The sequence below is a fragment of the Schleiferilactobacillus perolens DSM 12744 genome, assembly GCF_001435585.1.
GTDB classification, from domain to species: domain Bacteria; phylum Bacillota; class Bacilli; order Lactobacillales; family Lactobacillaceae; genus Schleiferilactobacillus; species Schleiferilactobacillus perolens.
In genome coordinates this window covers 87,795-112,910 of record NZ_AZEC01000009.1, presented here as the reverse complement: position 1 = coordinate 112,910, position 25,116 = coordinate 87,795, and the positions used below count along the sequence as shown (strand labels likewise).

Genomic DNA, 25,116 nt, shown 5'->3' with positions numbered 1-25,116 from the left:
GTCTAACTTTTTTGTTGCACTTCACAGAGCGGATCTTTTTGTCGCAATAATCGATATTACCGGAGGTCAGGGACCTTCGATGGATCGGTTTTTTGCCACTTGGTCGTATAGAAACTCTTGTTAATCTTGTATTCCGGTGTCTTAACCTTCTTGGATAAGTAAGGTGCGACTGAAGAATCCAGTTGCAACCAACCACGCCAACCTAAATGGATCGTATCTTGCATGAAGTAAGGTTCATCACCCACATAAGTCATGTCCACGATTTGGTCAAACCCTTGAGACCGCAATTGATATTGGATCTTCCGGTCAAAATTATCAAGCATGTTCTCTGAAAGCCCCGTGTATTGCGCCCACTTAGAATTGACGGGCGGAATCACAAACAGCGGCTTCATCTTGTGTCGCGCCATAAACTGCAATAACAACTCGAAGTCAGAATATTCCGGACCGTATTCATAATTGTAGTGGGTCTGAGAATTCTTCAGCTTAGCCAGCATCGGTTTAACTCGGGTGGAATAGAAATGGTTTTCGATCCCGAACTGGTTGTTCGTGGTCTCCCCTTTCCCTAACTGGGTGGCTAGGTCATCCAAGGTCTGCGGATCATACTGAGATGGCAAGCTTTCCAAACCCTTATTAATCGTCGGTTCGTTGTTGCGCAAAAACAATCGGCTGAACAATCCGTCCTCATGGTCATACAAGCGCTCCGACAGCTTCAAATACTCTTTTTGATATGCCGTCAATGGAATGCCCGCTTTGATTCGGATAATTGCCTCAGTGAGGGTCGTATTCGACGATCCAGAAGGTAATTCCAGCAATCGGCTGGCTGCGTATTGCGCCATTGGGTCCTTCGGATTAGCATGTTCCAAAAAATTATTCGTCTGTAAGTTGGAATAATAGTAACTGAACATGTTGCGTTGAATCCCTCGTTGGACAAACCATTGGGGAGACACGATCACGACAGCCTTCTTACCAGTTAATTCCTTGCCCACTGTTTGCAGGGAGAAGAAGTGAGTCAGCGACTGGGTGCCGGCAGACCCCAACAGGAACGGACGATAATTTCGATTGTATTTTTCAGCTAAGACAGTGGGATGGAAAGGATCCATTCGGGACAGCTCCGAAGAACCGATGAAGGGTACGTAATTCTCTTTGAATGCCTCGCGCTTCATCAAGGAGCCTTTGAACACATTCGGTGATAAGGAAATCGCCGCCTTGTCCACTGTCGCTTGGTTCGCATAGCCGTAATTTCCAGGCCAAAACAGCAACGCAACGACGCCGAGCATTGCGATGAGAATCGGTCCAAAAATCAGCCACAACCGTTTGAAGAGTTTCATTGCTGCATCTGTTCGACCTTGGCAATGATCTTATTCGGCGTATCCCATTGCGTACGGTCAAACTCTGAAACTGGGACGTTCACGTCGAGTTGAGATTGCAATTCCAACAACAACTGGACTGTCCCCATGGAATCCAATAATCCCGTGGTAAACAAATTGGTGTCCAAGTTGTCTTTCACTTCATCGGAACCAGTTAAATCACTCAAAATGTCCAATACTGTATTTTTTGTATTATCGTCTGCCATAATTGTATCCCTCCAAAAATTATTTAAAGCCGCCTAGTTGCGACGCCTTGTCATTACCGTCTCTAATGGAACCAAAGCCGGTCTAAGAAGCCTGAGAAAATCAGGAAACTGAAACATACCGTGTTTGCGGTCATTAGAATTGCCATCACCCGGGTGAACGCATTACTCGGGAACCAATCCTTGTGTTTCTTCTTAAATCGCAACCATGCATCAGTCAGAATCATCACAGTGGCATGGAAGATACCATATACAATATAGTACCAGGTCTCGCCATGCCAGATGCCCATAATCAGGAACAGAAGTAAATACCCCAAATTGGCAATCGTGACTCGATTCTTAATCAGTCTGTGCTTCATGATAAAGAATACGAAGCGCATATAGATATAATCCCGGAACCAAAATGACAGCGTCATATGCCAACGATTCCAAAAATCCTTAATGTTGCGGGAAATCCACGGATAGTTAAAGTTACGCGGTGTTTCCACACCCATCACATTGGAAATACCCATTGCGAAAAGACTGTATCCCGCAAAATCAAAGAACAGATAGGCACTGTAACAATACATGACCCCGACCAGCGGCCAGGACAAATCCAAGAAACCGCCCCGGGACTGCATCGCCATCCGTTGCACTTGGGGCAGCCACATCGTGCCAAAGAAATAGCCGATGATAAACTTATAAGCGAACCCCAGAAACAACCGTTCAATTCCCTTGCCTAACAGGTCCGTATATTGTTCTGAAGTCAATGTGCGATCATAGTCTTTTTCAAAACGCCGATAGCGATCAATTGGCCCGGAAGAAATTGTCGGCATGAACAATAGGAACTGCAAGAACTTCACCGGATGGAACTCTTTAATGGCGCCATCCCGAGTTTCCATAATCATCCCGACGGATTTAAAGGTCAGGTAAGAAATTCCCAGGAAACCAATGATACTGGATTGGCCATTATTGAACAGCGGCGTAAACTTAACGACCACCAAGGGGGCTATTGAAAGAATCACCGCCCAACAAAACGGGCCAAATTTATTCGGTGATTTTTCCTTTGTCCGGTATCGGGTGTATAACGAAATGACGGCATATTGGAGAATCGTGTAGCCAATGAGCGCCACCCCCTGATGCCAATCCTTCCCATCAAACATCAAAAACAGGAAGATGAAAGACACCACCGTCTCATACCAATGGGACCGGTGACCGTAAAGGCGGATGATAATCGCCGGTAAGAGGGCGACCATCAACAGAATGAAGTAACCAGGATTTTCATAAGGCTGTAAATTGATCATGCTGGATTAACCTCAGCAATCAATGCTTTACGGTCGATCTTACCATTTACCGTCAAAGGCAATTTTTGCTTCACTTCAATGCGTTGCGGAATCATATAACTCATGGCCGTTTTTGTCAGCTGCTCCTTCAAATCTGCCACATAGGCGCCAGCATCATCCGGCTGCTTCGTGGGTACCACGAATGCCACTAGTTGACTGACCTTGTGGACATTGTTGTACTTTGGCACCACACTGGCCTGCTTCACGCCGCTCAATGCGTCCAAGGCGTGATCCACATCTTCCAGCTCAATCCGGAATCCATGTAATTTCACTTGGAAATCTGTCCGCCCGCGATAGAAAATCAAGCCGTTTGCATCCACAAAACCTAAATCGCCTGAACGGTATGCCGAATACTGGCCATCTTGGAAGAAAGCCTTCTTGGTTTTCTCCGGGTTATTCAAGTAACCCTTAGACACACTGGGGCCCTCAATGATCAATTCACCCAGCGTCCCCGGGGCCACTCGTGCACCCTTTTGATCCACCGCATAAATCTTGGTGTCCGCTTTGGCATAACCGATTGGCAACCGGTCGTATTCGGCCGTAATTGCGTGCGTAATCTCAACCGCAGTGACGGCCACAGTCGTTTCTGTGGGTCCATATGTGTTAAAGATCTTGGCCTCGGGGAACCGGGCCATTAATGTATTGGCCGTCTTGACGGTTAATTCTTCACCGCAGAACAGGAAATAACGTAAGTCAGGATAGTTCTTTGCGGAAAAGTTTGGATCCAGTAAACAGATTTCGATAAATGACGGTGTGGATACCCATTCCTGCAATTTAAGACCTGGTAAGGCCTTGAAAAGCAGCATGAAGTTGTCCGTGGTGCGCTTAGGCAACGCGACTAAGTTACCACCTAAAGCCCAGCTGGGATAAAGATCCATCACCGACAAATCAAATGAATACGGTGCCTGAGACAAACAGCGAATGCCTTCCGGTAAATCAAAATCGCTGATCGCCCAGTTTACATAACTGAGTAAATTGGTGTGACTGATCTGGACCCCTTTAGGCACACCGGTTGTACCGGAGGTGAAAATGATGTAAAAAGTATCGTCACCACTTACCGATTGGCTGTGGTCATAATCAGTATCACCGTTCTCCCGAATTGCAGAGAGTTTGTCCGGTGTGTAGATGGGCAAATCGGGGAAGTTCACCGGTAGATCATCCGTTGCTAGAATTGCGGCCGGTTTCGCCACATCATGAATCTGAATGATTCGCTCATTGGGCGAATGGGTATCAATCGGAATATACCCATGTCCAGCCTTGACCGCCCCTAGAAACGACGCCACCATTGCAAAAGTCTGTTCACCATAGATGATGACGGGTGCCTTAGCTGGCAAATCCTGGGCTTGCAGAAAATGAGCCACCCGATCTGAAGCCTGGGCCAAATCGCCAAACGTATAAGTGTGATCTTCATAGGTATAGCTCAACCGTTCCGGGTGGGCTTGAGCGATTCTGTCGATTTGTTTGATAATGTTATCGATCATTGCTTACGAAGCACGTGTTGTGCCTCTTCCTCCCCCTGTGTCAAAATTCGTTGTAAATGAACTTACTGTTGTTGACCCCACTATAGTTGTATAGGTAAGTCAGCACCAAGATGATGACAAAATAAAAAATGGTTTTCACCACAAATTGAAATACCGGTCGGTGCCATAATGCCAGCCAACGTGCCTTCATCGTGCGTTCCGTCCTTTCATTAACACAACCAATTATAAAGTTGGGTTTCATAAATTGCTAGCGTGAGGCCCTTTCTTAAGGCTAACAAAACTGTTAGGCAATTTGGGCACGCCTGCCGCCACGCTTTCATATTAACCATAACATTTTTCACGAAAAGATGGGTAGCAAAAAGACCGATCAAAACCACAAAAAAGGCACCAGTCCCACAAGAGGACTGATGCCTAGAAATTTTGTTTTTAACTGGGATTAACCGAGCAGTATTAGTCGGTGTACTTTGCCAGCGTTGCGCTCAGTTGTTCCTTGGATTGATAGCCGACCAGTTGTTCAACGACCTTGCCATCCTTTTTGACGATCAATGTCGGAATCGCCATGATGCCGAATTCCTTCGGTGTATCAGGATTTTCATCCACATCCATCTTCGTGAATTTCACCTGATCGTTTTCATCAGCCAACTTCTCAATCACCGGTCCCTGCATCCGGCACGGTCCACACCAGGTGGCCCAGAAATCGGTCAAGACAACGCCGTGATCGGTCTCTTGAGCAAAAGTCTTATCTGTAATCGCTTTTACCAAGGTGTCACTCCCTTTCATTTACTTACAATAGTATAGCAAACCTGACGGTCGCATTCAACACTTCTGCTTACTTTTTGTCAGCAGAAAACTCATTTACTTAAATACAACCAGTGTTGCCCCGTCACCGCCGGCTTCCGGTGGTGCGTATTTGAAACTCTTAATCTGGCGGTGCCGTTTGAGATACTCCTGAACACCATTGCGAATTGCACCAGTGCCCTTACCGTGGATGATCGTCACCGTTGGATAATTCGCCAACAATGCCGCATCCATGTACTGATCTAATTCATGCATCGCTTCTTCGTAACGCTTGCCTCGCAAATCCAGCGTGGGTGAAATAGCTGGGCCGCGGTTAGACACATTCACAATGTGCCGCTTAGGTTCAGTATCCTCCGGAGCCTTGACCTTCGTCAATTCATCTTGGGGGACTTTCATTTTCAAGATACCCATTTGTACTTCCCAATGCGTGTCATCCGACTTTTTTAGTAGTACCCCGGTAGTCCCGTAACTGGCAACTTGGACGTCGTCGCCGGCTTTGAGTGCCTGCTTCTTCTTTTCCCGGCGCAAAATACGATTGTTGCTCGGGCTGGGCGTGTGACTGTGCAAATCCTTCAAAGCGGTCCGGGCGGCAATGAGTTTATCTTCCTTGACCGCCGTGGTGCCGCCAGTCAGTTGGGCTTGGCGCAGGTCCGCAATGATCTTGTCCGCCTTGTCCTGGGCTTGGCTAACCAACTCATCTGCTTTTTTCTGAGACTTCTGCAGTTGGCTGGCGCGTTCCTGTAGGAATTCTTCGAACGCGTCATTCAGCTGTTTATGCAGCGTGGTGGCTTCGTCTAACTGTCGCCGCAGTTCGTGGTACTCCGTTTCAGCAGCTTTGCGTTGATTTTCCAAATCGCCGATCATTTCATTGAGATTCTGGCTCTCACCGTCCAGCAACTGTTTGGCCCGATCAACAATTTCTTCGTTCAAACCCAATCGAGCTGCAATATCAAAGGCGTTAGATCGGCCAGGCACCCCGATCAATAGATGATAGGTTGGTTGCAACGTCGTAATGTCAAATTCCATACTCGCATTGATCGTTTGCGGGGTATTGTATCCGTAAACTTTCAATTCTGGATAATGGGTCGTCGCGACTACATCTGGGCCCATCGCACCCAAGTAATCCAACACAGCAATGGCCAGGCTCGCCCCTTCTTGGGGGTCTGTCCCGGCACCCAGTTCATCAAACAGCACCAGGCTGGACTTGGTGGCGACCTGCAGAATGTTAATGATGTTCTTCATGTGGCCAGAGAAAGTGGAGAGACTCTGCTCAATGGACTGTTCATCGCCAATGTCTGCCAAGATTTCATCATAAATCGCAATATGACTTTCTTCCTGAGCTGGAATGAACAGACCCGATTGCGCCATCAGCTCTAACAAGCCCAATGTCTTCAACGTAATGGTTTTACCACCCGTGTTGGGGCCGGTAACGACGATGGTATGGAAGTCTTTCCCTAAATAGATATCATTAGGGACCACTTTCTGCGGATCAATCAACGGGTGCCGCGCTTGGATTAAATCCACGTGCCGGTCCGCGTCGACGATTGGTTCTGTCGCTTTAATTTCTCGGGCATAACGGGCTTTAGCATTAATCAAATCCAACTCTGCTAAAAGATTGGCATTAGTGGCAATCTGCTTGCTATATGGTGCAATCATCTCCGCCAACTCGGCTAAAATTCGTTCAATTTCACGTTTTTCATCAATCTGTAACTGGCGCAGACGATTGTTCAATTCCAAAACAGCCTGGGGTTCAATATAGAATGTCTGACCACTGGCACTTTGATCATGGACAATTCCGCCGAAACGGTTCTTCGCTTCAGCTTTTACCGGAATCACATAGCGATCGTCGCGCAACGTAATAATTGGTTCGGTCAGGTACTTTGAATCCTTGCCGCGGGTATAGTTTTCCAACTTGCTGCGGACTTGTCCTTCAGTTTGCCGCATGGCGATGCGAATACCCTGCAACTGGCTGCTGGCAGTATCTAAAACCGTACCATCTTCATCCAAAGCCCGGTTCAACGCCCGCGTCACTGCTGGCAAGTCGGTCAATTGATCGACCACATCACCTAATGTGCGTAACGGCGTCGCAGCGTTCTCAGCAAAATCAGCAAAGAAAGACTTCATTGCGGCGGCGACAGCTAGGACACGCCCGATTTGGGCCAATTCTGTACCGTTTAATGTCGCACCGATTTCAAGCCGCTTAATATGGGGAGTAATGTCCACAGTTTTGGCAATGGGCATCCCACCTTGCAGCCGCAATATGTTGGCTGCATCAACAGTTTGGTCAATGAGTTCCTGGACGGCACCGGTAGTATCCACTGGTTTGAGGGCTAAGGCTAAGGCCTTGCCGCGAGCGGATACGGTATACCCGGCTAACTGTTGCAAAACGTCCGGATAATCCAGCGTGGCTAAAACACGCGAATGCATAAAATTACCTCCTACGAGCCGTGCCAAAGCGACGCAATCTCCGGTTGCATGGGTGGGACCGCTGTGTGGTTTCCGCAGCTGAGCCCATTCAGTCTCCGATCGCTTTGCATTGGCACTATTTTCATCAGGGACTGCATTTTCGTCGCAGCCTCTCTTGTTAAATTATCGAGATACGAAAAGCAGGCGCTTTTCGCCCCTGCTCATGTGCATTCTTTAAATTTGGCCGACCCACAGATGGGTAAACAGCTGACTTAAACCCGGAGTGCCCATTAGCATCCGACTCATCAGTGAGTGGGATAATGCATGCTGCATGCCGTCAATGGGGATTAACGCCACGAAGTACACCACGATAAACAGGAAAGTGTACTGGGACAAAAAGCCCAATACCATCCCGCCCACACTGTTCCAAGTGTTCGGTACTGGCATGAATTGAAGCGGCGTAAACCACAACATCACACAGCGCACCACCAGCCATCCCACAGCGAAGATAATGAGGAATGCGCACGCATTGTAATAAGGCTGGTCTAAATCCAGCCCCACTTTGGTGATAAAGAATGCAAAAAAGCTTTGCATACTGGCAGAAGGATACGGAATCCACAGATCTAAATGCGGACCCAAGGCACGGTATCCTAGCATGGCCACAATGCCGGCTAACAAATAGCCCACTGTATAGCACGCCTGCAGATAGACGCCGCGCCGCGCACCACCATATATGCCATACAATAAAAGAAGAAACAACAGCACACTTAACATGAACAATTTCCACTCCAAACGAGTTACGACGTAGACACTTGAGCCTTCGATAGTCGCTGACTGTTAATCATCTGTCGTTTCAGAATCTTTGGGTGATTGAGCAGCATCGTGGTCGTCTTTTTGGTCTTGTAACTGCTTGACCTGTTCTTTCAACTTGATGTCATCCGAAACGGTGTTGAAGGCCAAAAGAATGGCCGCCTCGGCTTCAGACAATTGAGGGGCCAGCGAATGAATCGTCGTCAGCTGCTCATTCAGTATGGCGGTCACTGTCGCCATAAATTCATCGCTGCCGGGACCAACGATCGTATACGTCTTATTGCCTATTGTTGCTTTGTAGCGTCGCTTATCCTCAGCCACAGGGAAAATTGCTCCTCTCAACATAATACGATATTTTACAAACAGTTTAGCACAAGACTATGTGGCAAGAAACTGGCGGACCCGTGCCAAAGCTGCGCAATCTCCGGCTGAAATGGGCTGCGAAGCGCAGCAAGTGCGTAGCCGCAGGCGTAGCAAGCTGTGACGTTTCCACAGCTGAGCCCATTTCAGCCTACGATTGCTCCGCATTGGCACTACATCCATTCAACTCAGAGCTCTGGTCGAGTTTCTTTTGATAATCTCAAAAAGGGGCTGGGGCAAAAGTCATCGCTGATGGGCGTGGCCGTGTATTGGCACCTGCCGCATCAAGATTCAGACTGTTGTCCCAGCCGCATTTTGACTGGCTAATTAGTCTTCATTGTCCGCCATAAAAGTATTTAGGACTTCTTCGACCATATCCCACTCGTCGTCATCTTCGATGGGGTACAAGTCACCGGAAGTGGCAAAGCCATCTTCGTCTGGCGTAAAGGAGAATGCTTGAATCTCGATTTCTTCATCCGTCTTGGCACCTGCTGGATACAGCAATACATAGGACTTGCCATAATCTTCAGAGTCAAACGTGAAGAGAATTTCGAAAAGTTCTTCATTGCCTTGATCATCCACCAGAGTGATCTGACGTTGATCATCGGAAAAAGAATCACCGTCGTGAATTTGGTTTTTATCTGCCATAATTGTCTCCTTTATTCTGCCGATTTAGTCAACCGGCCGCCTGCATCGAGATAGTTTTGCAATATCAAAACAGCGGCTAATTTATCAATTACTTTTTTTCTTTTTTTTCGGGAAGTATCCGCTTGTTCAGTGAGCATCCGTTCCGCTTCGACAGTGGTCAAACGCTCGTCAATGTAATCCACTGGCAAATGAAACATCTCGGCCAGCCGATCACCATAAGCCTTTGACTTCTCTGTCCGCTCACCAATGGAATTATTCATATTCTTGGGAAAGCCCAGCACAAAACCGGTCACATGCAACTCTTCGACCAATTCTGCGACTCGTTTGAGACCAAATTGATTGCGCTTTTCATCAATTGGAATAATCTCTACCCCTTGTGCAGTCCAGCCCAATTCGTCGCTAATCGCGACACCGACAGTTTTGGACCCCACATCTAAGCCAAGTAATCGCATTACTTCAACTCTTGGTGGAGATACGTGCGTACCAGTTCTTCGATGATTTCGTCCCGCTCATGTTTTCCAATAAGCGTTCGGGCATCATTATATCGTGGAATATACGCCGGATCCCCAGACAGTAAGTAGCCCACGATTTGATTGATTGGGTTATAACCCTTCTCTTCTAAGGCTTTGTATACAGTTTGCAAAGTTTCCCGGACATTTTTACTCTGATCTTCCGCGAAACTAAAATGCATTGTTTTATCGAGCGAACTCATAAGGCACCCCTCTTTTCGAAAACCTCAACCGGGTCTCATCCCAGTTGTGAATCACAAACCATTCTAACGAATCACACAGCAAAAGACAACTATCCAAGCCGCTAAGCTTCTGTGATGGTCAAGCAAAAGTCAAAGAACGTAAGCGTTCCCTGGATTTATTTTTCTTTCACCAAAACATCCTTGACGGCGGCTAGGGCATCTTGAATCTTGTCTGGTTGTTTACCACCAGCTTGGGCCATATCTGGCCGACCGCCGCCACCGCCACCGATAATCGGGGCAATCGCTTTGATCAAGTTACCAGCCTTAACACCTTGCTGTTGGGCAGCATCGCTGGCGGCAGCAATTAAGTTCGCTTTACCGTTAGCGGCAGTCGCCAAAACTAAGACATCCGACGCTTGCTTGCTCTTCCATTGATCAACCATTTGCCGTAACGCACCCATGCCGTCAACGTTGACTTGAGCAGCAATGACTTGCAATCCATCAACTTCGACAGGGTGATCGAAGACTGAATTAGCCTGTTGAGCAGCCAATTTAGCCTGCAACGCTGCCAATTCCTTCTCTGTTTCCCGGGCATCCTTTTGCAATTGGGCAACCCGATCCGGCGTATCCTGTAATTGGTTGGCCTTCACGATCTTGGCTGTTTGGGTCAGTAGGTGCAGCTGCTGATCGAAGTATTGCACCGCAGCCTGGGAAGTCACGGCTTCAATCCGTCGTACCCCCGCACCAATGGCAGATTCGGAAGTGATTTTGAAGAGTCCTAACTCCGCCGTGTTCTTGACGTGAGTCCCGCCACACAGCTCAATTGACCAGTCACCGATGTTGACGACCCGGACCCGGTCAACGTACTTGTCAGTGAACAGGGCAATGGCGCCCATTTTTTTAGCAGTTTCTAAATCAGTTTCGGTTGTCTTCACCGGAATTTCAGCAAAAATCTTGGCATTGACAATATCTTCCAATTTTTGCAATTCCGCAAGTGTCACTTGCCCTTGGTGGTTAAAGTCAAAGCGCAAGTAGTCTGGTTCAACTAAAGAACCAGCTTGATGGGTGTGCGCGCCAAGTACTTCGCGCAACGCTTGATCCAGTAAATGAGTGGCGGTATGATTCTTCCGCACTGCCAACCGGAACGGCCGATCTACCTTCAAGGTATATGCGTGGTGAGCCTGGATATTCCCAACGACATCCACGAAATGCAAGTTTTGCCCATTGGGGGCGTGTTGTACATCTGTGACCTTGGCCACAACATGACCCTGATCGTCTTCAATCGTCCCCTTATCCGCTACCTGACCACCCATCTCTGCATAAAACGGGGTTTTGTCAAAGAGCAGTTCAGCTTGACCACTGGTCACGGCGGCAACTTCTTGGTCCACTTCCTGATCGCCCTGAGTAGTCTGAATGATGAGATGCGTTAAATTGGCGCCCGTAGTGGTCAATTCATCGTAGCCGGTAAATTGACTTTCATCTTTGATGTCCATCAGCAGCTTGTTCTGGGAACCCATGGAATTCACGTCTTTACGAGCATTACGGGCCCGTTCCTTCTGGGCCTGCATGGCAGCCTTAAAGCCCTTCATATCCACATGCAGGCCCTCATCAGCGGCCGATTCCACCGTCAATTCTACAGGGAAGCCATACGTATCAAAAAGTTTGAAGGCATCTTCGCCAGGGAACACTGTTTTGCCGCTCTTTTTCAGCGTCGCAATACGGCCGTCCAGAATATCCAAACCATCATTTAATGTGGCTTGGAACCGTTCCTCTTCACCCTTAATGATGTGGGCAATGAAGTCCTTTTGGTCCAATGGCTCGGGATAGTAACTCTTCATCACTTCGCCCACGACTGGGACTAATTGATATAAGAAGGGCTTGTCGATACCGAGCTTTTTACCATTCAAAACGGCGCGCCGAATCAACCGGCGTAAGACATAACCGCGTCCTTCATTGGAGGGCATCGCACCATCGCCAATGGCAAAGGTGACGGCCCGGGCGTGGTCAGAAATGATTTTGAAGCTGACATCGTCTTTCTCATTGGCGCCATATTTTTTGCCGCTCAGTTTCTCAGCCTCTTGAATCATGGGCATGAACAAGTCAGTTTCAAAATTGGTTTTGGCATCCTGGAAGATCGATACGACCCGTTCTAATCCCATACCGGTATCAATGTTTTTATGCGGTTGTTCGACGTAACGGCCATCTGGCAAGTGGTTAAATTCGGAGAACACAATATTCCAGATTTCCAGATATCGTTCATTTTCGCCACCAGGATAATTTTCTGGATCATCTTCGGCGACGTTATTGTAACCTTGACCCCGATCGTAAAATATCTCCGAGTCGGGACCGCTGGGACCTTCACCAATATCCCAGAAGTTATCCTCTGCTAAGACCAAATGATCTTTCTTAACCCCGACTGACTGCCACAACTTGTACGTATCCGTGTCCTTCGGATAAACCGTCATATAAAGACGGTCAGGATCAAAGCCAAACCATTCTGGGCTGGTTAATAATTCCCAAGCCCAAGGAATCACTTCTTTTTTGAAATAATCGCCAACAGAAAAGTTGCCGAGCATTTCAAAAAACGTTTGATGTCGGGCAGTTTTACCGACATTCTCAATATCATTGGTCCGGATACTTTTCTGTGCATTCGTGATTCGCGGATTCTTGGGAATGACGGTGCCATCAAAATACTTCTTCAGTGTAGCGACACCGGAGTTGATCCATAACAAGGTCGGATCGTCTTTTGGAATCAGTGATGCAGAAGGCTCCACATCATGTCCCTTGGACTGCCAAAAGTCCAAAAACGTTTGCCGTACTTGCCCACTTGTCATTTCTTTCACGTTAAGCCAACCTCCTGATGGTAAAAAAACATCATTGCGTTCAAGGGCGCTTTCACGCGGTACCACCTTGATTGCAACGATGTTTTGTCGTTTACCACTTATTTATCAATTTAATTGTCTTCAATCACTGCATCGGGTAGCACAGGTTGCGCAGCACATCTCTTCTCACCATCCAGAGACTCTCTTCAGTACTGCCACTCACTTGTATGTCCCAAACAAAAGAAGTATACCACGCTGCTTATCACCGCGCAATGCTATGCGGTTTGGCGCACGTTTTGACGTGAACGAAGGGCCACGGCCTCTTCAAATTTGTCGGTGATGATACCCACGACTTTGGGCTCTTGGAACAATGCCCGCATCTGCCAGGGATCATTCACCGTCCAAATCCGCTCAGGCAACACTGCATTCTTTGTGCATTCTTCCAAATGCAGTGCGGATAACACATCACCCAAGTTGGCCAACCGCTCAGGATCAGCTGTTTTGGCCAACAGGGCCACCGGCTGGTGGGGAGCGACGGCGTGCAAAGCCACTAAGCTGTCTGGATTAAAAGAGGAATAAACCACTTCATCTGTCCGACCAGCCTCTTCTACAGCTTTTTGCGTGGCTTGCTCAATGCCCGCGTAACGCACTTTACCCGTCTTAAATTCGATGTTAATCTCACCATGCCAATGCCCCAAGCTATCCATGAATTGTTGCAGCGTGGGAATGGGTTCGCCGTTGGCTTGATGGAAAGACTGCAGTTCAGCTAGGTTCATGTCCTTCACATAACCCGTTCCATCCGTGGTGCGATCAATGGTTTCATCATGGATAATGACCAAATGACCATCAGCGGTACGCTGTACATCTGTTTCGATCCCATCAATACCGTGGCTGGAAACATACCGAAAACCTTCCAGACTGTTTTCTGCAAAGCGCGCAGGATAACCGCGGTGCCCAAAAATCTTTGTCACCATCAAAAATAACTCCTTTGAGGAATGGCCGATTAGTCCGTCGGCCCATCAATAACCGACTACTTTTTACCATTGCTAAGGATACACCGTTCCTGTAAAAAGGACGATGGCTTATTGTCAAATAATGGTAAAAAAGTTAACGTTCATCCTCAAAGGTGACCCGGACGACCTGATGATAGACCTGTTGCGGAACAGGCAAATCACCCAATCCAGGGAGTCTGCCGCTATCATAGAAGGCTGAAAATGGCAGTTGGACCGCGGCCATTTTTTGGTCCCCAGAAACTGGCCAACCGCCCCGCCAGACTAATGGGTCAGTGGTCATTTCCGCCGTGTATTGGCGCGCGGAAAAACGGATGCCAAACCGATTGGGTAAAGCAGTAGGCAGTTGTGCTAAGCCGGCATTCCCCCACGGAAACAGTGTGGCCGCACCAGCGCCCACGACGTATTCGTATTCATCCGGTGCCAACACGCTGAAACCTTGGCGCGCTAGCTGACGGGTCAAGGCCATCGGAGTGAGTTGCTGATCAATGCGGACTTGATACTGATCAAGCACCGCTGTCGGTACGAAGAAAACTGAAAAATCTGGTGTCACGATGGACCGGGGAGCCCGCTTCAAGTCATCCCCCGCTGCCTGACGGACCATCTTGAAGGTGGTCATATCGCCAGAAAAGTCTCCTGTGGCCGGGGTGTACAACCCGATGCTGCGCTGACTGACAGGCAACGGCTGTTGACTGACTAAGAGTGGCGGAATGTCGACCACCCGCGGTGATGTGGTGAAATCGGTTAAGTAACGTTCCCGCTGTGCATTCGTAGTCAGTGGAATCGTGGGTAAATCAGGATGCTCCAGGACAACTTCGCTGTCGTCCCACAGGCGCGGTGTCAAAACTTCTTTGCCAGTCACCTGATAACCTAATTGCACCTGGCTTTGACCGGGTACAAAGATGTATCGTTGGCCAGCGATAATGGCCGTTTGCGAAGCAAAACTTTGGCCTTGAACAGTGAATCGTACCGGTGCAATATCGGTCGTGGGCAGCAAGGGATTCACAAAATATCGCAATATTTGAGTAAACAGTAAGTGCTGTTCTTTCCCAGTCAATTGATTCCAGCTGGGCCGATTCAACTGCTGCGGATTGATCATGACCGACGAGCCTCCCTACGGGCAATTTTACGTTTCCGCCGGCGATCTTTTTCGATAGCCGTCCGGATCTTCTTTTTATAGCCGGGCATCCGTTTCTTCTTCTCTTTGGCCACCAGTCCCTTAATGCTGGGATCAATGTCCGGACCTGTGGCCCGCCGATCGCGGCGGCGGTTACGGTCATAGGAATCGACGAGTTGACCATTAACCAAGTCCTGCGGAATGAACGAAATACCCATCCCTTCAATTTGCGCCACCACATGTTCTTGATTGGGGTCATACAAAGAGACGGCCGTCCCTGGCAAACCATTACGCCCCGTCCGGCCCACCCGGTGAATGAAGAACTCCGGGTCAACGGGGAAATCATCGTTGATGACTAATGACACCCCGGGCACATCGATCCCCCGGGCAGCTAAGTCAGTGGCGACCACATATTGATACTGCAAGTCGCGAACTTCTTTCATCGTCCGGCGCCGTTCCCGGGGCGGCAAATCCCCGTGGATTTTAGCCACTTTCATTCCCTGCTTTTGCAAGTACGCGGTGAGTTCATCCACCCGTTCCTTAGTATTGGCAAAGACTAAAGCTAAGAATGGCTGGCCAATGTGCAGCAGATCAAAAACGATCTTGTTATGGTCACGGCCCTTGGTGGCCAGCAGAATATTCTTAATATTCGGAGCAATCACGGATTTTTGAGATACTGTGACCGTCTCCGGCTGATGCATATATTTTCGTAGAAATGGCTGCAGCCGTTCAGGTAAAGTCGCCGAAAAGACCATCATCTGTAACTTGGGCGGCATGGCTGAGGCAATGGCATCCACATCTTTTAAGAAACCCATGTCCAACGACATATCAGCTTCATCCACAACAAAGAAGCGATTGTTTTGCACCTGAAGGACATGGTTTTGAATCATGTCCAGCAACCGGCCAGGAGTCCCGATAATCAATTGTGGTTGACGGTGTTCGATTTTCTCTACCAATCGCTCTTTATCCGTCCCGCCGACGGCCAATAGGATGCGGACCTGGGGATCTTGTTCGCTGACCAATTGTTCCGCGGCATCCCGCAACTGTTCGGCCAGCTCTCGACTGGGAGCCGTAATGACCGCTTGGGTGGTGTAGTTGGTGGGATCAATAGCCGCTAAAATCGGCAGTAAGAACGCATGGGTCTTACCACTGCCAGTCTCTGCTTGCCCAATGACATCTTTACCGGCCAAGATCGGCGGTAATAACGCCGTTTGGGCATCCGTGGGAGTGGTGAAATGAATTGCAGCCAAGGCCTTATTCAGGAAGTCTGGAAAATTATACTGTTTAAAATCACGCATTAAAGTACTCCTCTCTGTACTCGGCCAATAATCAATGCTGCCAAGCGGCGACAATTGCCTGCAGTTCTTTTACCATGGCGGCCATCTCAGCTTCGTTGGCGGCTTTTGCCCCGCTGGCCAGGGGATGACCGCCACCATTGTGAGACTTGGCCAATTCGTTAATGACAGGTCCCTTGGAACGCAAATGGACGCGGTAAGGACCTTCTGGGTTCTCAATAAATTCCAGCCAGGCCACGACATCGCCTAACCGGCCCGGCGTGGAAACTGCGGCAGAGGCGGAATCCTGGTTAATACCCAGTTCTTTGAGGGTGACCAAAGGAATCGTCACCCAGGCCGCCCCGTTGTCGTCCACTTGCAGATGATTGAATACGTAACTTTGCAGCTTGGCTTGGGCTAACGTGATCTCGTTCATCCGCCGAGAAACCGCCGCTGCAGAAAAGTCATAGCCGATCAATTCCCCCGCGGCGGCAAACGTCTTGGTCGTGGTAGCCGGATAAAGGAAGCGCCCCGTATCGCCGACGATACCAGCGTATAACAGCCGGGCGGCGGCGCCATTAAGTTGCAAAACATTATCGCCCGCATGGAATAGATCCACAATGATTTCTGAGGCACTAGAAGCATCTGTGTCTACATAGGTGATGTCCCCATAAGGATCATCATTGGGATGGTGGTCAATTTTGATCAATTCATTACCCTTATTGAACCGGGTATCATCAATCCGCGGTGTATTCGCCGTATCGGTGACGATCACCAAAGCATCTTGGTATTGCTCATCGAGCACCGTGTCCATCTCATTCAACCAGCCCAAATTACCCACTTCATGGCCAACGACAAAGACATGCTTAGTGGGAAATGATTGTTTCAGCATTTCTGCTAAACCACCTTGAGAACCCAAGGCATCTGGATCTGGATGCTCGTGTCGATGAATGATAATTGTATCGTGTGCTTCGATTGCTGCAATAATCTGATGCAATGTGGTGTCATTAACTGTCATACGTTATTCTTCCTCCAAAATTTGACAAACAACAAATGCTTTAGCGCTAAGGACATGCTCAGCGGTCACGGTAATTTCTAATTTTGCCGAACGTCGGCCCAAATCCAGTAGTTGGGGCACGATCACGACTTTGTGTTCGAGTTGGATCAGTTTCAAATAATTCACAGTCACTTGTTCAATCAGCGAACGCTTTTGATAATTCAGTTTGAGATAGTCCTGGGCAACCTCGGTGATCATTTCCGACAAAATACCCACAGCGATGGTGCCTAAAGAATTGGTCATCTGCGGGGACACCACCGTTTGCCAACGGCGATCGTCATTATCCGGCCGCAAACTGGCGTGAATGACGTCGAAGAAAGTGTTGGCTCCTTCGCTTTGATGGCCGGGAACCGGAAGATTGCGCATGATGTCGGTACGGGTCACAATTCCCATCAAATGAAATTCCGGATCCACTACCGGAATCAGTTCAATACTATTCCAAGCCATGATATGAGACACCGATGCGGCGCTCATTTCTTTCCGGACGGTGATCGGATTCTTGGTCATGACCCGTTCAAGAGTTGACTCGCCAGATGCACTCAGCACATCCTTAGCACTAATCACCCCGACGACTCGCATATCCCGGGCCACAATAGGAAAACGAGAATGTTTCACTGCCTTAGCCAATTGCCGATAGCGGCTGACCGTTTCATCCTGACGCAGATAAGCCGTCTCTGCAATGGGGATATAGGCATCCCCCACCGTGACGATCTCTTTCTTGATTTGTTGGTCAGAAATGGCCCGGTTGATAATCGTGGCCACGGTAAAACTATCATAATTAGACCCCAACAACGGCAGCGCCGCCTTGTCTGCGGCGGCCACCACAGCGGGACTGGCATTGAAGCCCCCGGTAATGAGCACCCCCGCGCCGGTGGACAGGGCCATCAGCTGCGCGTCTTCCCGATTACCGACAATTAATAATGCGCCCGGGGTCACATAATCCTTCATCGCTTCGGTGGTCATGGCGCCGATGACAAATCGGTCGAGCCGATGGCTCAGTCCGGCTTCTCCGCCAAAAAGGGTGCCGTCAATGACCTTTTGAATATCACCGAAAGTCAGATTCTGGATATCCCCCCGGATTGTTTTTTCCACGCGAATCGTACCGACCCGCGGAACCGTGGCCACCAGTCCGTCCGCTTCAGCCGACTTAATTGCCCGATAAGCCGTCCCTTCAGAGACGCCCATTTGCCGAGCGACGGACCGGACCGATATTTTTTGCCCGATATCCGTATCCGCGATGTATTGAATTATTTTTTCGTGTTTTGTCGCCACGTCCAACCCCATCCATTCTGACCATCAGTATACCATAGACTGCGATACGCCCGGCTAAACGCACTGTACCGGCAGTAAGATTAGTCATCGAAAATCGGCAAAATCATATTTTCCATCGTGACCGGCACTAATCCGGAAACAGTCACACCCAAAAGCCGAATACCTGCTGGCAGCATCCCCGTCCCGTATTTTTCCCACAACTGCAGGGCCGTACTGGTGATCAACTGGGCATCTTGGGTTGGTTCTAGCAGCGTGGTGCGTTTAGTTACCGTGTCAAACTCGCCGTTGCGCATCTTAATCGTGATGGTACTGCCCTTACGTTGTTTCGTTTGTAACAGTGAAGCGACTTCATTAGCCAGCGCGGTAATGCGGCGCGTGCACGCCTCATCGGAGGTGAGGAACGGCGCAAAGGTACGTTCTTTACCAATTGATTTACGCTCCCGGGCATAGGCGACAGGGCGATCGTCTACACCCCGGACGCGGCGATACAGCATATAGCCAAATTTACCAAATTGATCCGTCAATTGAGTCAACGTCAGTACACGCAGACCCTCGCCGTTGGTAATCCCCATGGCAGCCAGCCGCGGCGCAGTTTTTTCGCCCACACCCTGAAATTTACGAATTGGCAATTGATCCAGAAATTGGTTCGCCGCCTCGGGTGTGATAATCGTACGACCAAAAGGCTTACGATAATCCGAGGCCAATTTAGCTAAATATTTGTTGTATGAAATACCGACGGAACAGGTTAACCGGGTTTGTTGGCGAATCGTCCGCTGCAGATACGCCGCCGCCTGCACGGCCGCTGGCCAATCGCCGTGGCGCGCTGTGACATCCAAATAAGCCTCATCCAACGCCAACGGTTCAATGAATGGCGTCACTTGATGCATGATCTCGTGAATTTGATCTGAGACAGACCGATATAGTGGAAAGTTAGGCGGTTGCCAAATGACCGGCTCCCCAGCCAATAATTGAGCGGCCGTCTGGGCCGGCATCGCCGAATGGACGCCGAACTGCCGGGCCACATAATTAGCAGTGGTCACAACGCCTTTGCCATGTGTCTGATGGGGATTGCGGGCAATCACCAAGGGCCGACCCACAAACTCCGGATGCTCCCGTTCCTCCACCGAGGCATAGAACGCATCCATATCGACATGGATGATTCGCCGTTGCGTATGATTGATCAGTGGTAACCGGCCCAGCATCCACAACCCCTCCTTTCCGTCTGGGTTAGCGAAAACGCGGGACAGCCGTTAAGGCCGTTCCGCGCTCGTTAACCCCATCAATTACTTTCCTTGCCAAATCCAAGTCCGATAATCACGACTGAGCAGTTCGTCGGCTTGCTTCGGTCCCATCGTCTCACTGGGATAAAAGGCCAATCCGTCGGCCTTATCGTTATCCCAGACGTTCCGGACTGCATCAATGAAATGCCAACTGGCGGCCAGTTCATCCCAATGGGTGAACGTCAACTTGTTGCCCTCTAAGATATTCAAGAGCAATCGTTGATACGCTTCTGGCGCCTTGGCGAGTTCATCCTTATCCAGCGCATGATCCAGAGTGAACGGACTCACCGCATCACTGACGCCGATTTCTTTACCGTTCAGCGTAATATGCATCCCAGTATCCGGCTCAATAATGAGGGTCACCACGTTCGCGCGCACCGGTGCGTTGCCGGTCGTCGGCAAAATATTATCTTTAGTCGGTTTAAAGACGATGTCGATCCGCGAGGTCTTGGCGGGCATCTTTTTACCCGTCCGTAAGTAAATCGGTACCCCGCGCCAGCGATCGTTATCAATATCCACCCGACCAGCCACATAGGTTTCCACGGTGGAATCTGCCGCAATATTGTCCTCTTCCCGATATGACAAGCCTAGATTATCGCCGCCCACATATTGGCCGCGGACAAAATTGGTGTGGACTTGGGCGGGAGTGTATGGTTTGATCGCAGCCAAAACAGCCCGCTTAGCCTCATGAATGGCCGTCGCATCATACCGACTCGGTTTCTCCATCGTCAACATCGCAATGATTTGGAAAATATGATTTTGCACCATGTCCCGTAAAGCGCCAGCAGTTTCGTAGTATCCGGCCCGCTCTTCGACCCCAATATCTTCAGCCAGCGTGATCTGAATGTTATCGATGAACTGATTGGACCAGACGTTTTCTAAGAATGGGTTGGTAAAGCGCAGTGGCATGATATCTTGGACCATTTCTTTGCCTAAGTAGTGATCAATCCGATAAATTTGTTCTTCTGAGAAGGCTTGGGAAATATCGTCGTTCAACTGCTTAGCACTGGCATAATCACGGCCAAAAGGCTTTTCCACGATTAACCGGTTATAGCCATCCGGAGAAAGCAGTTGTTCTGACTTCACGTGCTCTGCGATTGTCGCAAAGAACCGCGGCGCCATCGCCATATAGAAGATGCGGTTGCCATCCAGCTGGTATTGCAAGTTAAGCTTGCTCGCCAGCTTTTGCAATGTCACGTAATGGGCAGCGTCAGTGACATCATGGGATTGATAGTAGAAATGTTCAGCAAATTCAGTCTTTTGATGGGCACTGCCGGGAGCGCCGACCAGGGACTGTTTCACCACTTCATGATAATGATCGTCGGTCCATGGCCGGCGTGCGGTACCAATTACTGCAAAGTGTTTTGCCAACCGGCCTTGAAAATACAGACCATACAATGCCGGATAGAGCTTCCGCTGGGCCAAATCGCCCGACCCGCCGAAGATGATAAATAGCGCCCGTTCTTCCGTCATAATCAACCTCTTCCTAAATGAAAACCACATTTTCACACATAAATGTCAATATCTGCCTCACGGTAACGGCGTTGTGCCTGTTCCTTTTGATTATAATACACTCCCGTCACATGATCGGATAGCCGCACACTAAATTCCGGATCACTGGGTCGATGACTAATCATATCCTCAAACCGCGGAATATCAAAATTGCGGCCAAAGACAATCGTGAAAGCCTCTGCCTCACGAATTGGGATATAGAGGTATACACTGAGACTGCGCTGGGAATGACGGGTTTTATTAATCGTGAACCCTGCGTGGCGAATGCGCCGCTGCCACTGAATAATCGGTCCAATCGCGGCCTGCATCACACGCAGCTGTTCTTCAATGTGCCATAACTCATGAATGGCTGAAAAAACTGGATCAGTGGGATAATCTCGCAAATAATTATGAAAGAAGCCCGGTTCCGTCATATGTTTGGCAAAATATCCGTGGTGCTGATCATGATCAATCAATTTTCTGAGAGTGGTTAATTGATCCAAGCGGGTTTGCGCTAACCGGGCAAATGCCGGAAATTCGTTAGCCCCTTCTTCCGCTAAAAGTTCTTGGGTGCGTTCGTCGATTAATTGTTGTAGAAATTGCAAATCATCCAATTGAGTATGGGCAATGTATTGCCGTATCCGATCAGCCGGGATCAGTTGGCCGATATGTTGGATATGACGTCGATGACGTGCCATAATCGATCACCTCGCTTCATACATTTGGGCACATAAGTTCTATTTTAACTGTCCCCACCTGGTTTTTCCAGTTTACTGTTTACTCGGCACTGGGCGCCTCTGCCAAAGAATGGATGTTTTCTGCATATTTATTGAGAAATTGGCGAACGGTAGTTTCATCCGCCAAGAGATTCAACCGCGTGACCCGCATCGTCCCACTATAAAAAGTGATTACCACAAAATCCTTGTCCGGCGTCAGCGTGTAACTGGTTAACGCAGAATAGGCCCGAGTTGCCAAAATGCCATTGATCACGGCAAAGGGAGCCAGTCCTTGTCGCCAAATCGTGAGCAAAATCAAGACGCCTGCGGTGAACAGCCCACTGATCAGATAGTCGGTGCTGCCCCGCTGCCACCAGGGTAAAATCCCGACACCCGCGGCCACTATCCACAAAATGATTGTGAAGCCCCAGCGTCGCCGCGCTTTAATGACCAACGCGCGGCGTTCCAATACCACCACAAGCAGCAATGCAGCAAATACAATGATAAATAAAACTGTCAAAATTTTCCTCCAGTAATAACAAAGCCCCAAGGTTTACACCCCAGAGCCCCCTTATTTATTCTGCTAAATGAGCCACCCGCACAGTATCCCGGGCAATCATCAACTCTTCATTCGTCGGTACTAGCAGCACCTTCACCTTGGAATCGTCAGTGGAAATGATTCGGTCCTGACTGCGAATGTTATTTCGTTCCGGATCCACTTTCAACCCCAAGTAGTCAAAATGCTTGGCGATCCGTTCCCGCATCACGATATCGCCCTCACCAATTCCGGCGGTGAAGACCATGGCATCCAGACCACCCATGATGGCGATGTAAGAACCAATGTATTTCACAATACGATTGACAAAGACGTCAATGGCTAGCTTGGATTCTGGCCGGGTGTGGATCGTCTTCTCTAAATCACGCATATCCGGTGACAATTCAGACAATCCCAGGATACCAGACTTCGTGTTCAATATGTTAATCATGTCTTCTGGATTCGTGATCTTCATCTTGTCCATCAAATAAGCGACTAACGAGGCATCAATATCCCCAGACCGAGTCGACATGGTAACCCCCGCTAACGGTGTGAAGCCCATGGATGTATCAATAGACTTACCGCCCTTAATTGCCGTGAGGGACACCCCACTGCCCATATGCAGGGTAATCATCTTGAGGCTGGACAACGGTACACCCAACATTTGCGCCGCCCGAGCAGATACGTAACGATGACTGGTCCCGTGGGCACCGTATTTTCGCGCACCATACTTCCGGTAGTAGTCAATGGGAATACTGTACAAGAAGTTCTCCATGGGCATGGACGCATGGAATGACGTATCAAACACGCCCACTTGCGGTGTATCCGGTAAGATTTGGGCAAAGGCTTCGATGCCGCCAGCCTCCACCGGGTTGTGCAATGGCGCAAAATCCGATAATTGGCGGACTTTGGCGATATTATCTTTGGTCATCAATGTGGAATCTCGGAAAACTTCTCCCCCGGCGACAATTCGGTGACCAATTCCCGCAATTTCATGAAAGCTTTGGATGATTTTTTGCTCGGTTAAAGTATTCATGAGTTTAGCCACAGCAATATTGGCATTGGGAATATCGCCAATCTGCTGAGTCTTTTCACCATTATACTTCACGGTAAAGATCGAGTCGGACAACCCCATCCGATCGACCATCCCTTCTGCAATTACTTTTTCTGCTGGCATCTCATATAATTTCCACTTCAGGGTGGAACTACCAGTGTTTACAGCCAATACCTTCATTTTCAAGCCCTCCAACATTCACTCGCGGTACGCCGCTAGATTTTTGATGTGTTGCCAATTATTTATTTACTTGAATATTATCTTTCCGCCAGTCTTTCACATTTTGAATGAAACCAGCCAGTTCTGCATGTGCCAACGGATTCGGGATTCCTGCCAGCAAAATTTGTTTTGCCTGCTGCGCAGCACCACCATGTTTTTGTAAAACCAGAATGGATTTGCCCAATTTACTGTCCTGAAATAGTGTATCTGGCAATTCCAACAACGCTTGGATGTACGTTTGTTGCGCCATCCAGGCGGTTAGTGAAGATGCCTCTTGGGTATTGAAGATTTCTGTGGGAACAATGAAAAAGCCGAAGCCACCAGGAGCAACTGTCCGCATCCCCTGCTCAATAAAAAGGTGATGGGCAAAGGAATGGCCAGTGGCCGCATGGGTGGCGTAATCCTTGGCCACTTCATCCAACGGATAATATCCGACCGGAGGCTCATTGACCACCAGATCGACCGGCGGCACCACCAATGGGGCGATCCCATCTTGATGGAACCACTCCACATGTTCACCGAGCTGCTGCGCAAAACCATCGGCCAACGCCAGCAACTCTTCATTATTGTCGACACCGTAACCGTGGCGCTCTTGAGCCGTCTTTTGCGGCAGCTGGCGCATCACCGTGAGTAACAGGTTCCCCGTCCCCACGCTTGGATCCAAGATCGTTGTGCTGGGTGCCCCCTGCAAAATAACATCGGCGACGGCCGCCACCAAGGTACCGATAGCCTCCGGCGTGATCATTAAGTTAGCGTCGGTTTTGTCGGCGCGCATTCCCTTCACAATAGCCAACTGAATAGCCGTTTGGGTGGGGGTGAGACCGCCGCGAGTCTTCGCTTGTTCATATTGGGCAGCCAGGTCAGTGAGATGCTGCACAACCTCTTGATTTGGTGCACCGTTTTCCACATGCACGTCCCGATTATTTAAGTTGTCCAATTCTTCTGTCAGGGCATCCAAGTAAGATACCTTCAGCGCCGCACTCAAGGTGGTCACAGCGTCGTCCAATGGGGCAAAAATCTGTTGTACCGTATCGACTTCAGCCAAAATAACACTCCTTAAAAATAGAAAAATACGACAGGGATATTGTAACATTATCCCTGTCGTTCACCAATATTTTGTTTCAAGTAAAAACGCAGAGCAGCGGGGATGTAAACGATTAATTAAAAAATCGTGGCAATCGGT

24 protein-coding genes are annotated in these 25,116 nt (G+C 49.0%); all 24 read right to left on the bottom strand.

Going from position 1 to position 25,116, the window contains the following annotated elements:
• Window positions 1–56: 56 nt before the first annotated feature.
• Window positions 57–1,328 carry a D-alanyl-lipoteichoic acid biosynthesis protein DltD gene (gene dltD, locus FD09_RS10500; protein WP_057821129.1) on the bottom strand — a complete coding sequence of 424 codons (1,272 nt, stop codon included), beginning with the start codon at window positions 1,326–1,328 and terminating at the stop codon, window positions 57–59.
• Window positions 1,325–1,573, bottom strand: a complete 249-nt coding sequence (dltC, locus tag FD09_RS10495) for a D-alanine--poly(phosphoribitol) ligase subunit 2 (RefSeq protein WP_057821127.1) — start codon at window positions 1,571–1,573, stop codon at window positions 1,325–1,327. Before dltC ends, dltD begins: the two co-directional genes overlap by 4 nt.
• A 62-nt stretch (window positions 1,574–1,635) precedes the next feature.
• Window positions 1,636–2,853, bottom strand: coding sequence for a D-alanyl-lipoteichoic acid biosynthesis protein DltB (dltB, locus tag FD09_RS10490; RefSeq protein ID WP_057821125.1), 1,218 nt, complete (start codon window positions 2,851–2,853; stop codon window positions 1,636–1,638).
• Window positions 2,850–4,373, bottom strand: a complete 1,524-nt coding sequence (dltA, locus tag FD09_RS10485) for a D-alanine--poly(phosphoribitol) ligase subunit DltA (protein ID WP_057821123.1) — start codon at window positions 4,371–4,373, stop codon at window positions 2,850–2,852. Before dltA ends, dltB begins: the two co-directional genes overlap by 4 nt.
• 40 nt (window positions 4,374–4,413) lie before the next feature.
• Window positions 4,414–4,563 carry a teichoic acid D-Ala incorporation-associated protein DltX gene (locus FD09_RS15955; protein ID WP_083487788.1) on the bottom strand — a complete coding sequence of 50 codons (150 nt, stop codon included), beginning with the start codon at window positions 4,561–4,563 and terminating at the stop codon, window positions 4,414–4,416.
• 260 nt (window positions 4,564–4,823) lie between these two features.
• Entirely contained in the window at window positions 4,824–5,135 is a 312-nt protein-coding gene (gene trxA, locus FD09_RS10480; protein WP_057821121.1) for a thioredoxin, read from the bottom strand.
• Window positions 5,136–5,228: 93 nt separating this feature from the next.
• Window positions 5,229–7,598 carry an endonuclease MutS2 gene (locus FD09_RS10475; protein WP_057821120.1) on the bottom strand — a complete coding sequence of 790 codons (2,370 nt, stop codon included), beginning with the start codon at window positions 7,596–7,598 and terminating at the stop codon, window positions 5,229–5,231.
• 213 nt (window positions 7,599–7,811) lie between these two features.
• Complete coding sequence (locus FD09_RS10470) at window positions 7,812–8,351, bottom strand: CvpA family protein (protein WP_057821118.1); 540 nt, start codon at window positions 8,349–8,351, stop codon at window positions 7,812–7,814.
• A gap of 63 nt (window positions 8,352–8,414) precedes the next feature.
• Complete coding sequence (locus FD09_RS10465) at window positions 8,415–8,708, bottom strand: cell division protein ZapA (protein WP_057821116.1); 294 nt, start codon at window positions 8,706–8,708, stop codon at window positions 8,415–8,417.
• A gap of 366 nt (window positions 8,709–9,074) precedes the next feature.
• Complete coding sequence (locus tag FD09_RS10460; RefSeq protein ID WP_057821114.1) at window positions 9,075–9,395, bottom strand: DUF1292 domain-containing protein; 321 nt, start codon at window positions 9,393–9,395, stop codon at window positions 9,075–9,077.
• Between the two features lie 11 nt (window positions 9,396–9,406).
• The gene (ruvX, locus tag FD09_RS10455; RefSeq protein WP_057821113.1) at window positions 9,407–9,847 is read right to left on the bottom strand and encodes a Holliday junction resolvase RuvX; all 441 of its coding nucleotides are present in this window, start codon (window positions 9,845–9,847) and stop codon (window positions 9,407–9,409) included.
• The gene (locus tag FD09_RS10450; protein WP_027828187.1) at window positions 9,847–10,107 is read right to left on the bottom strand and encodes an IreB family regulatory phosphoprotein; all 261 of its coding nucleotides are present in this window, start codon (window positions 10,105–10,107) and stop codon (window positions 9,847–9,849) included. The genes ruvX and FD09_RS10450 overlap by 1 nt, the downstream gene beginning before the upstream one ends.
• 155 nt (window positions 10,108–10,262) lie before the next feature.
• The gene (gene alaS, locus FD09_RS10445) at window positions 10,263–12,929 is read right to left on the bottom strand and encodes an alanine--tRNA ligase (protein WP_057821112.1); all 2,667 of its coding nucleotides are present in this window, start codon (window positions 12,927–12,929) and stop codon (window positions 10,263–10,265) included.
• Window positions 12,930–13,183: 254 nt separating this feature from the next.
• On the bottom strand, window positions 13,184–13,882 hold the full coding sequence (locus FD09_RS10440; protein ID WP_057821111.1) for a glycerophosphodiester phosphodiesterase: 699 nt from the start codon (window positions 13,880–13,882) through the stop codon (window positions 13,184–13,186).
• 133 nt (window positions 13,883–14,015) lie between these two features.
• Window positions 14,016–15,017: a hypothetical protein gene (locus FD09_RS10435; protein ID WP_057821110.1), complete on the bottom strand. Its 1,002-nt coding sequence runs from the start codon at window positions 15,015–15,017 to the stop codon at window positions 14,016–14,018.
• Window positions 15,014–16,333, bottom strand: coding sequence for a DEAD/DEAH box helicase (locus FD09_RS10430; protein ID WP_057821108.1), 1,320 nt, complete (start codon window positions 16,331–16,333; stop codon window positions 15,014–15,016). Before FD09_RS10430 ends, FD09_RS10435 begins: the two co-directional genes overlap by 4 nt.
• Window positions 16,334–16,364: 31 nt before the next feature.
• Window positions 16,365–17,327 carry a DHH family phosphoesterase gene (locus FD09_RS10425; protein ID WP_057821106.1) on the bottom strand — a complete coding sequence of 321 codons (963 nt, stop codon included), beginning with the start codon at window positions 17,325–17,327 and terminating at the stop codon, window positions 16,365–16,367.
• 3 nt (window positions 17,328–17,330) lie between these two features.
• The gene (locus FD09_RS10420) at window positions 17,331–18,638 is read right to left on the bottom strand and encodes a DRTGG domain-containing protein (RefSeq protein WP_057821143.1); all 1,308 of its coding nucleotides are present in this window, start codon (window positions 18,636–18,638) and stop codon (window positions 17,331–17,333) included.
• An 80-nt stretch (window positions 18,639–18,718) separates the two neighbouring features.
• On the bottom strand, window positions 18,719–19,840 hold the full coding sequence (gene dinB / locus FD09_RS10415; RefSeq protein WP_057821103.1) for a DNA polymerase IV: 1,122 nt from the start codon (window positions 19,838–19,840) through the stop codon (window positions 18,719–18,721).
• A gap of 81 nt (window positions 19,841–19,921) precedes the next feature.
• Window positions 19,922–21,394: a glucose-6-phosphate dehydrogenase gene (gene zwf / locus FD09_RS10410; RefSeq protein ID WP_157053772.1), complete on the bottom strand. Its 1,473-nt coding sequence runs from the start codon at window positions 21,392–21,394 to the stop codon at window positions 19,922–19,924.
• A gap of 29 nt (window positions 21,395–21,423) precedes the next feature.
• Window positions 21,424–22,107 carry a hypothetical protein gene (locus tag FD09_RS10405; protein ID WP_057821099.1) on the bottom strand — a complete coding sequence of 228 codons (684 nt, stop codon included), beginning with the start codon at window positions 22,105–22,107 and terminating at the stop codon, window positions 21,424–21,426.
• A 79-nt stretch (window positions 22,108–22,186) separates the two neighbouring features.
• Window positions 22,187–22,645 carry a hypothetical protein gene (locus FD09_RS10400; RefSeq protein WP_057821098.1) on the bottom strand — a complete coding sequence of 153 codons (459 nt, stop codon included), beginning with the start codon at window positions 22,643–22,645 and terminating at the stop codon, window positions 22,187–22,189.
• Between the two features lie 55 nt (window positions 22,646–22,700).
• Window positions 22,701–23,894 (bottom strand): acetate/propionate family kinase, encoded by a 1,194-nt coding sequence (locus tag FD09_RS10395; RefSeq protein ID WP_057821095.1) that lies wholly within the window; start codon window positions 23,892–23,894, stop codon window positions 22,701–22,703.
• 58 nt (window positions 23,895–23,952) lie between these two features.
• Complete coding sequence (locus tag FD09_RS10390; RefSeq protein WP_057821093.1) at window positions 23,953–24,978, bottom strand: class I SAM-dependent methyltransferase; 1,026 nt, start codon at window positions 24,976–24,978, stop codon at window positions 23,953–23,955.
• Window positions 24,979–25,116 lie beyond the last annotated feature (138 nt).

Coding starts and splice junctions, on each gene's coding strand:
- dltD (WP_057821129.1), bottom strand. CDS start 1,328: ATGAAACTCTTCAAACGGTTGTGGCTGATTTTTGGACCGATTCTCATC.
- dltC (WP_057821127.1), bottom strand. CDS start 1,573: ATGGCAGACGATAATACAAAAAATACAGTATTGGACATTTTGAGTGAT.
- dltB (WP_057821125.1), bottom strand. CDS start 2,853: ATGATCAATTTACAGCCTTATGAAAATCCTGGTTACTTCATTCTGTTG.
- dltA (WP_057821123.1), bottom strand. CDS start 4,373: ATGATCGATAACATTATCAAACAAATCGACAGAATCGCTCAAGCCCAC.
- FD09_RS15955 (WP_083487788.1), bottom strand. CDS start 4,563: ATGAAGGCACGTTGGCTGGCATTATGGCACCGACCGGTATTTCAATTT.
- FD09_RS10475 (WP_057821120.1), bottom strand. CDS start 7,598: ATGCATTCGCGTGTTTTAGCCACGCTGGATTATCCGGACGTTTTGCAA.
- FD09_RS10470 (WP_057821118.1), bottom strand. CDS start 8,351: ATGTTAAGTGTGCTGTTGTTTCTTCTTTTATTGTATGGCATATATGGT.
- FD09_RS10460 (WP_057821114.1), bottom strand. CDS start 9,395: ATGGCAGATAAAAACCAAATTCACGACGGTGATTCTTTTTCCGATGAT.
- ruvX (WP_057821113.1), bottom strand. CDS start 9,847: ATGCGATTACTTGGCTTAGATGTGGGGTCCAAAACTGTCGGTGTCGCG.
- FD09_RS10450 (WP_027828187.1), bottom strand. CDS start 10,107: ATGAGTTCGCTCGATAAAACAATGCATTTTAGTTTCGCGGAAGATCAG.
- FD09_RS10440 (WP_057821111.1), bottom strand. CDS start 13,882: ATGGTGACAAAGATTTTTGGGCACCGCGGTTATCCTGCGCGCTTTGCA.
- FD09_RS10435 (WP_057821110.1), bottom strand. CDS start 15,017: ATGATCAATCCGCAGCAGTTGAATCGGCCCAGCTGGAATCAATTGACT.
- FD09_RS10430 (WP_057821108.1), bottom strand. CDS start 16,333: ATGCGTGATTTTAAACAGTATAATTTTCCAGACTTCCTGAATAAGGCC.
- FD09_RS10425 (WP_057821106.1), bottom strand. CDS start 17,327: ATGACAGTTAATGACACCACATTGCATCAGATTATTGCAGCAATCGAA.
- dinB (WP_057821103.1), bottom strand. CDS start 19,840: ATGCTGGGCCGGTTACCACTGATCAATCATACGCAACGGCGAATCATC.
- FD09_RS10405 (WP_057821099.1), bottom strand. CDS start 22,107: ATGGCACGTCATCGACGTCATATCCAACATATCGGCCAACTGATCCCG.
- FD09_RS10395 (WP_057821095.1), bottom strand. CDS start 23,894: ATGAAGGTATTGGCTGTAAACACTGGTAGTTCCACCCTGAAGTGGAAA.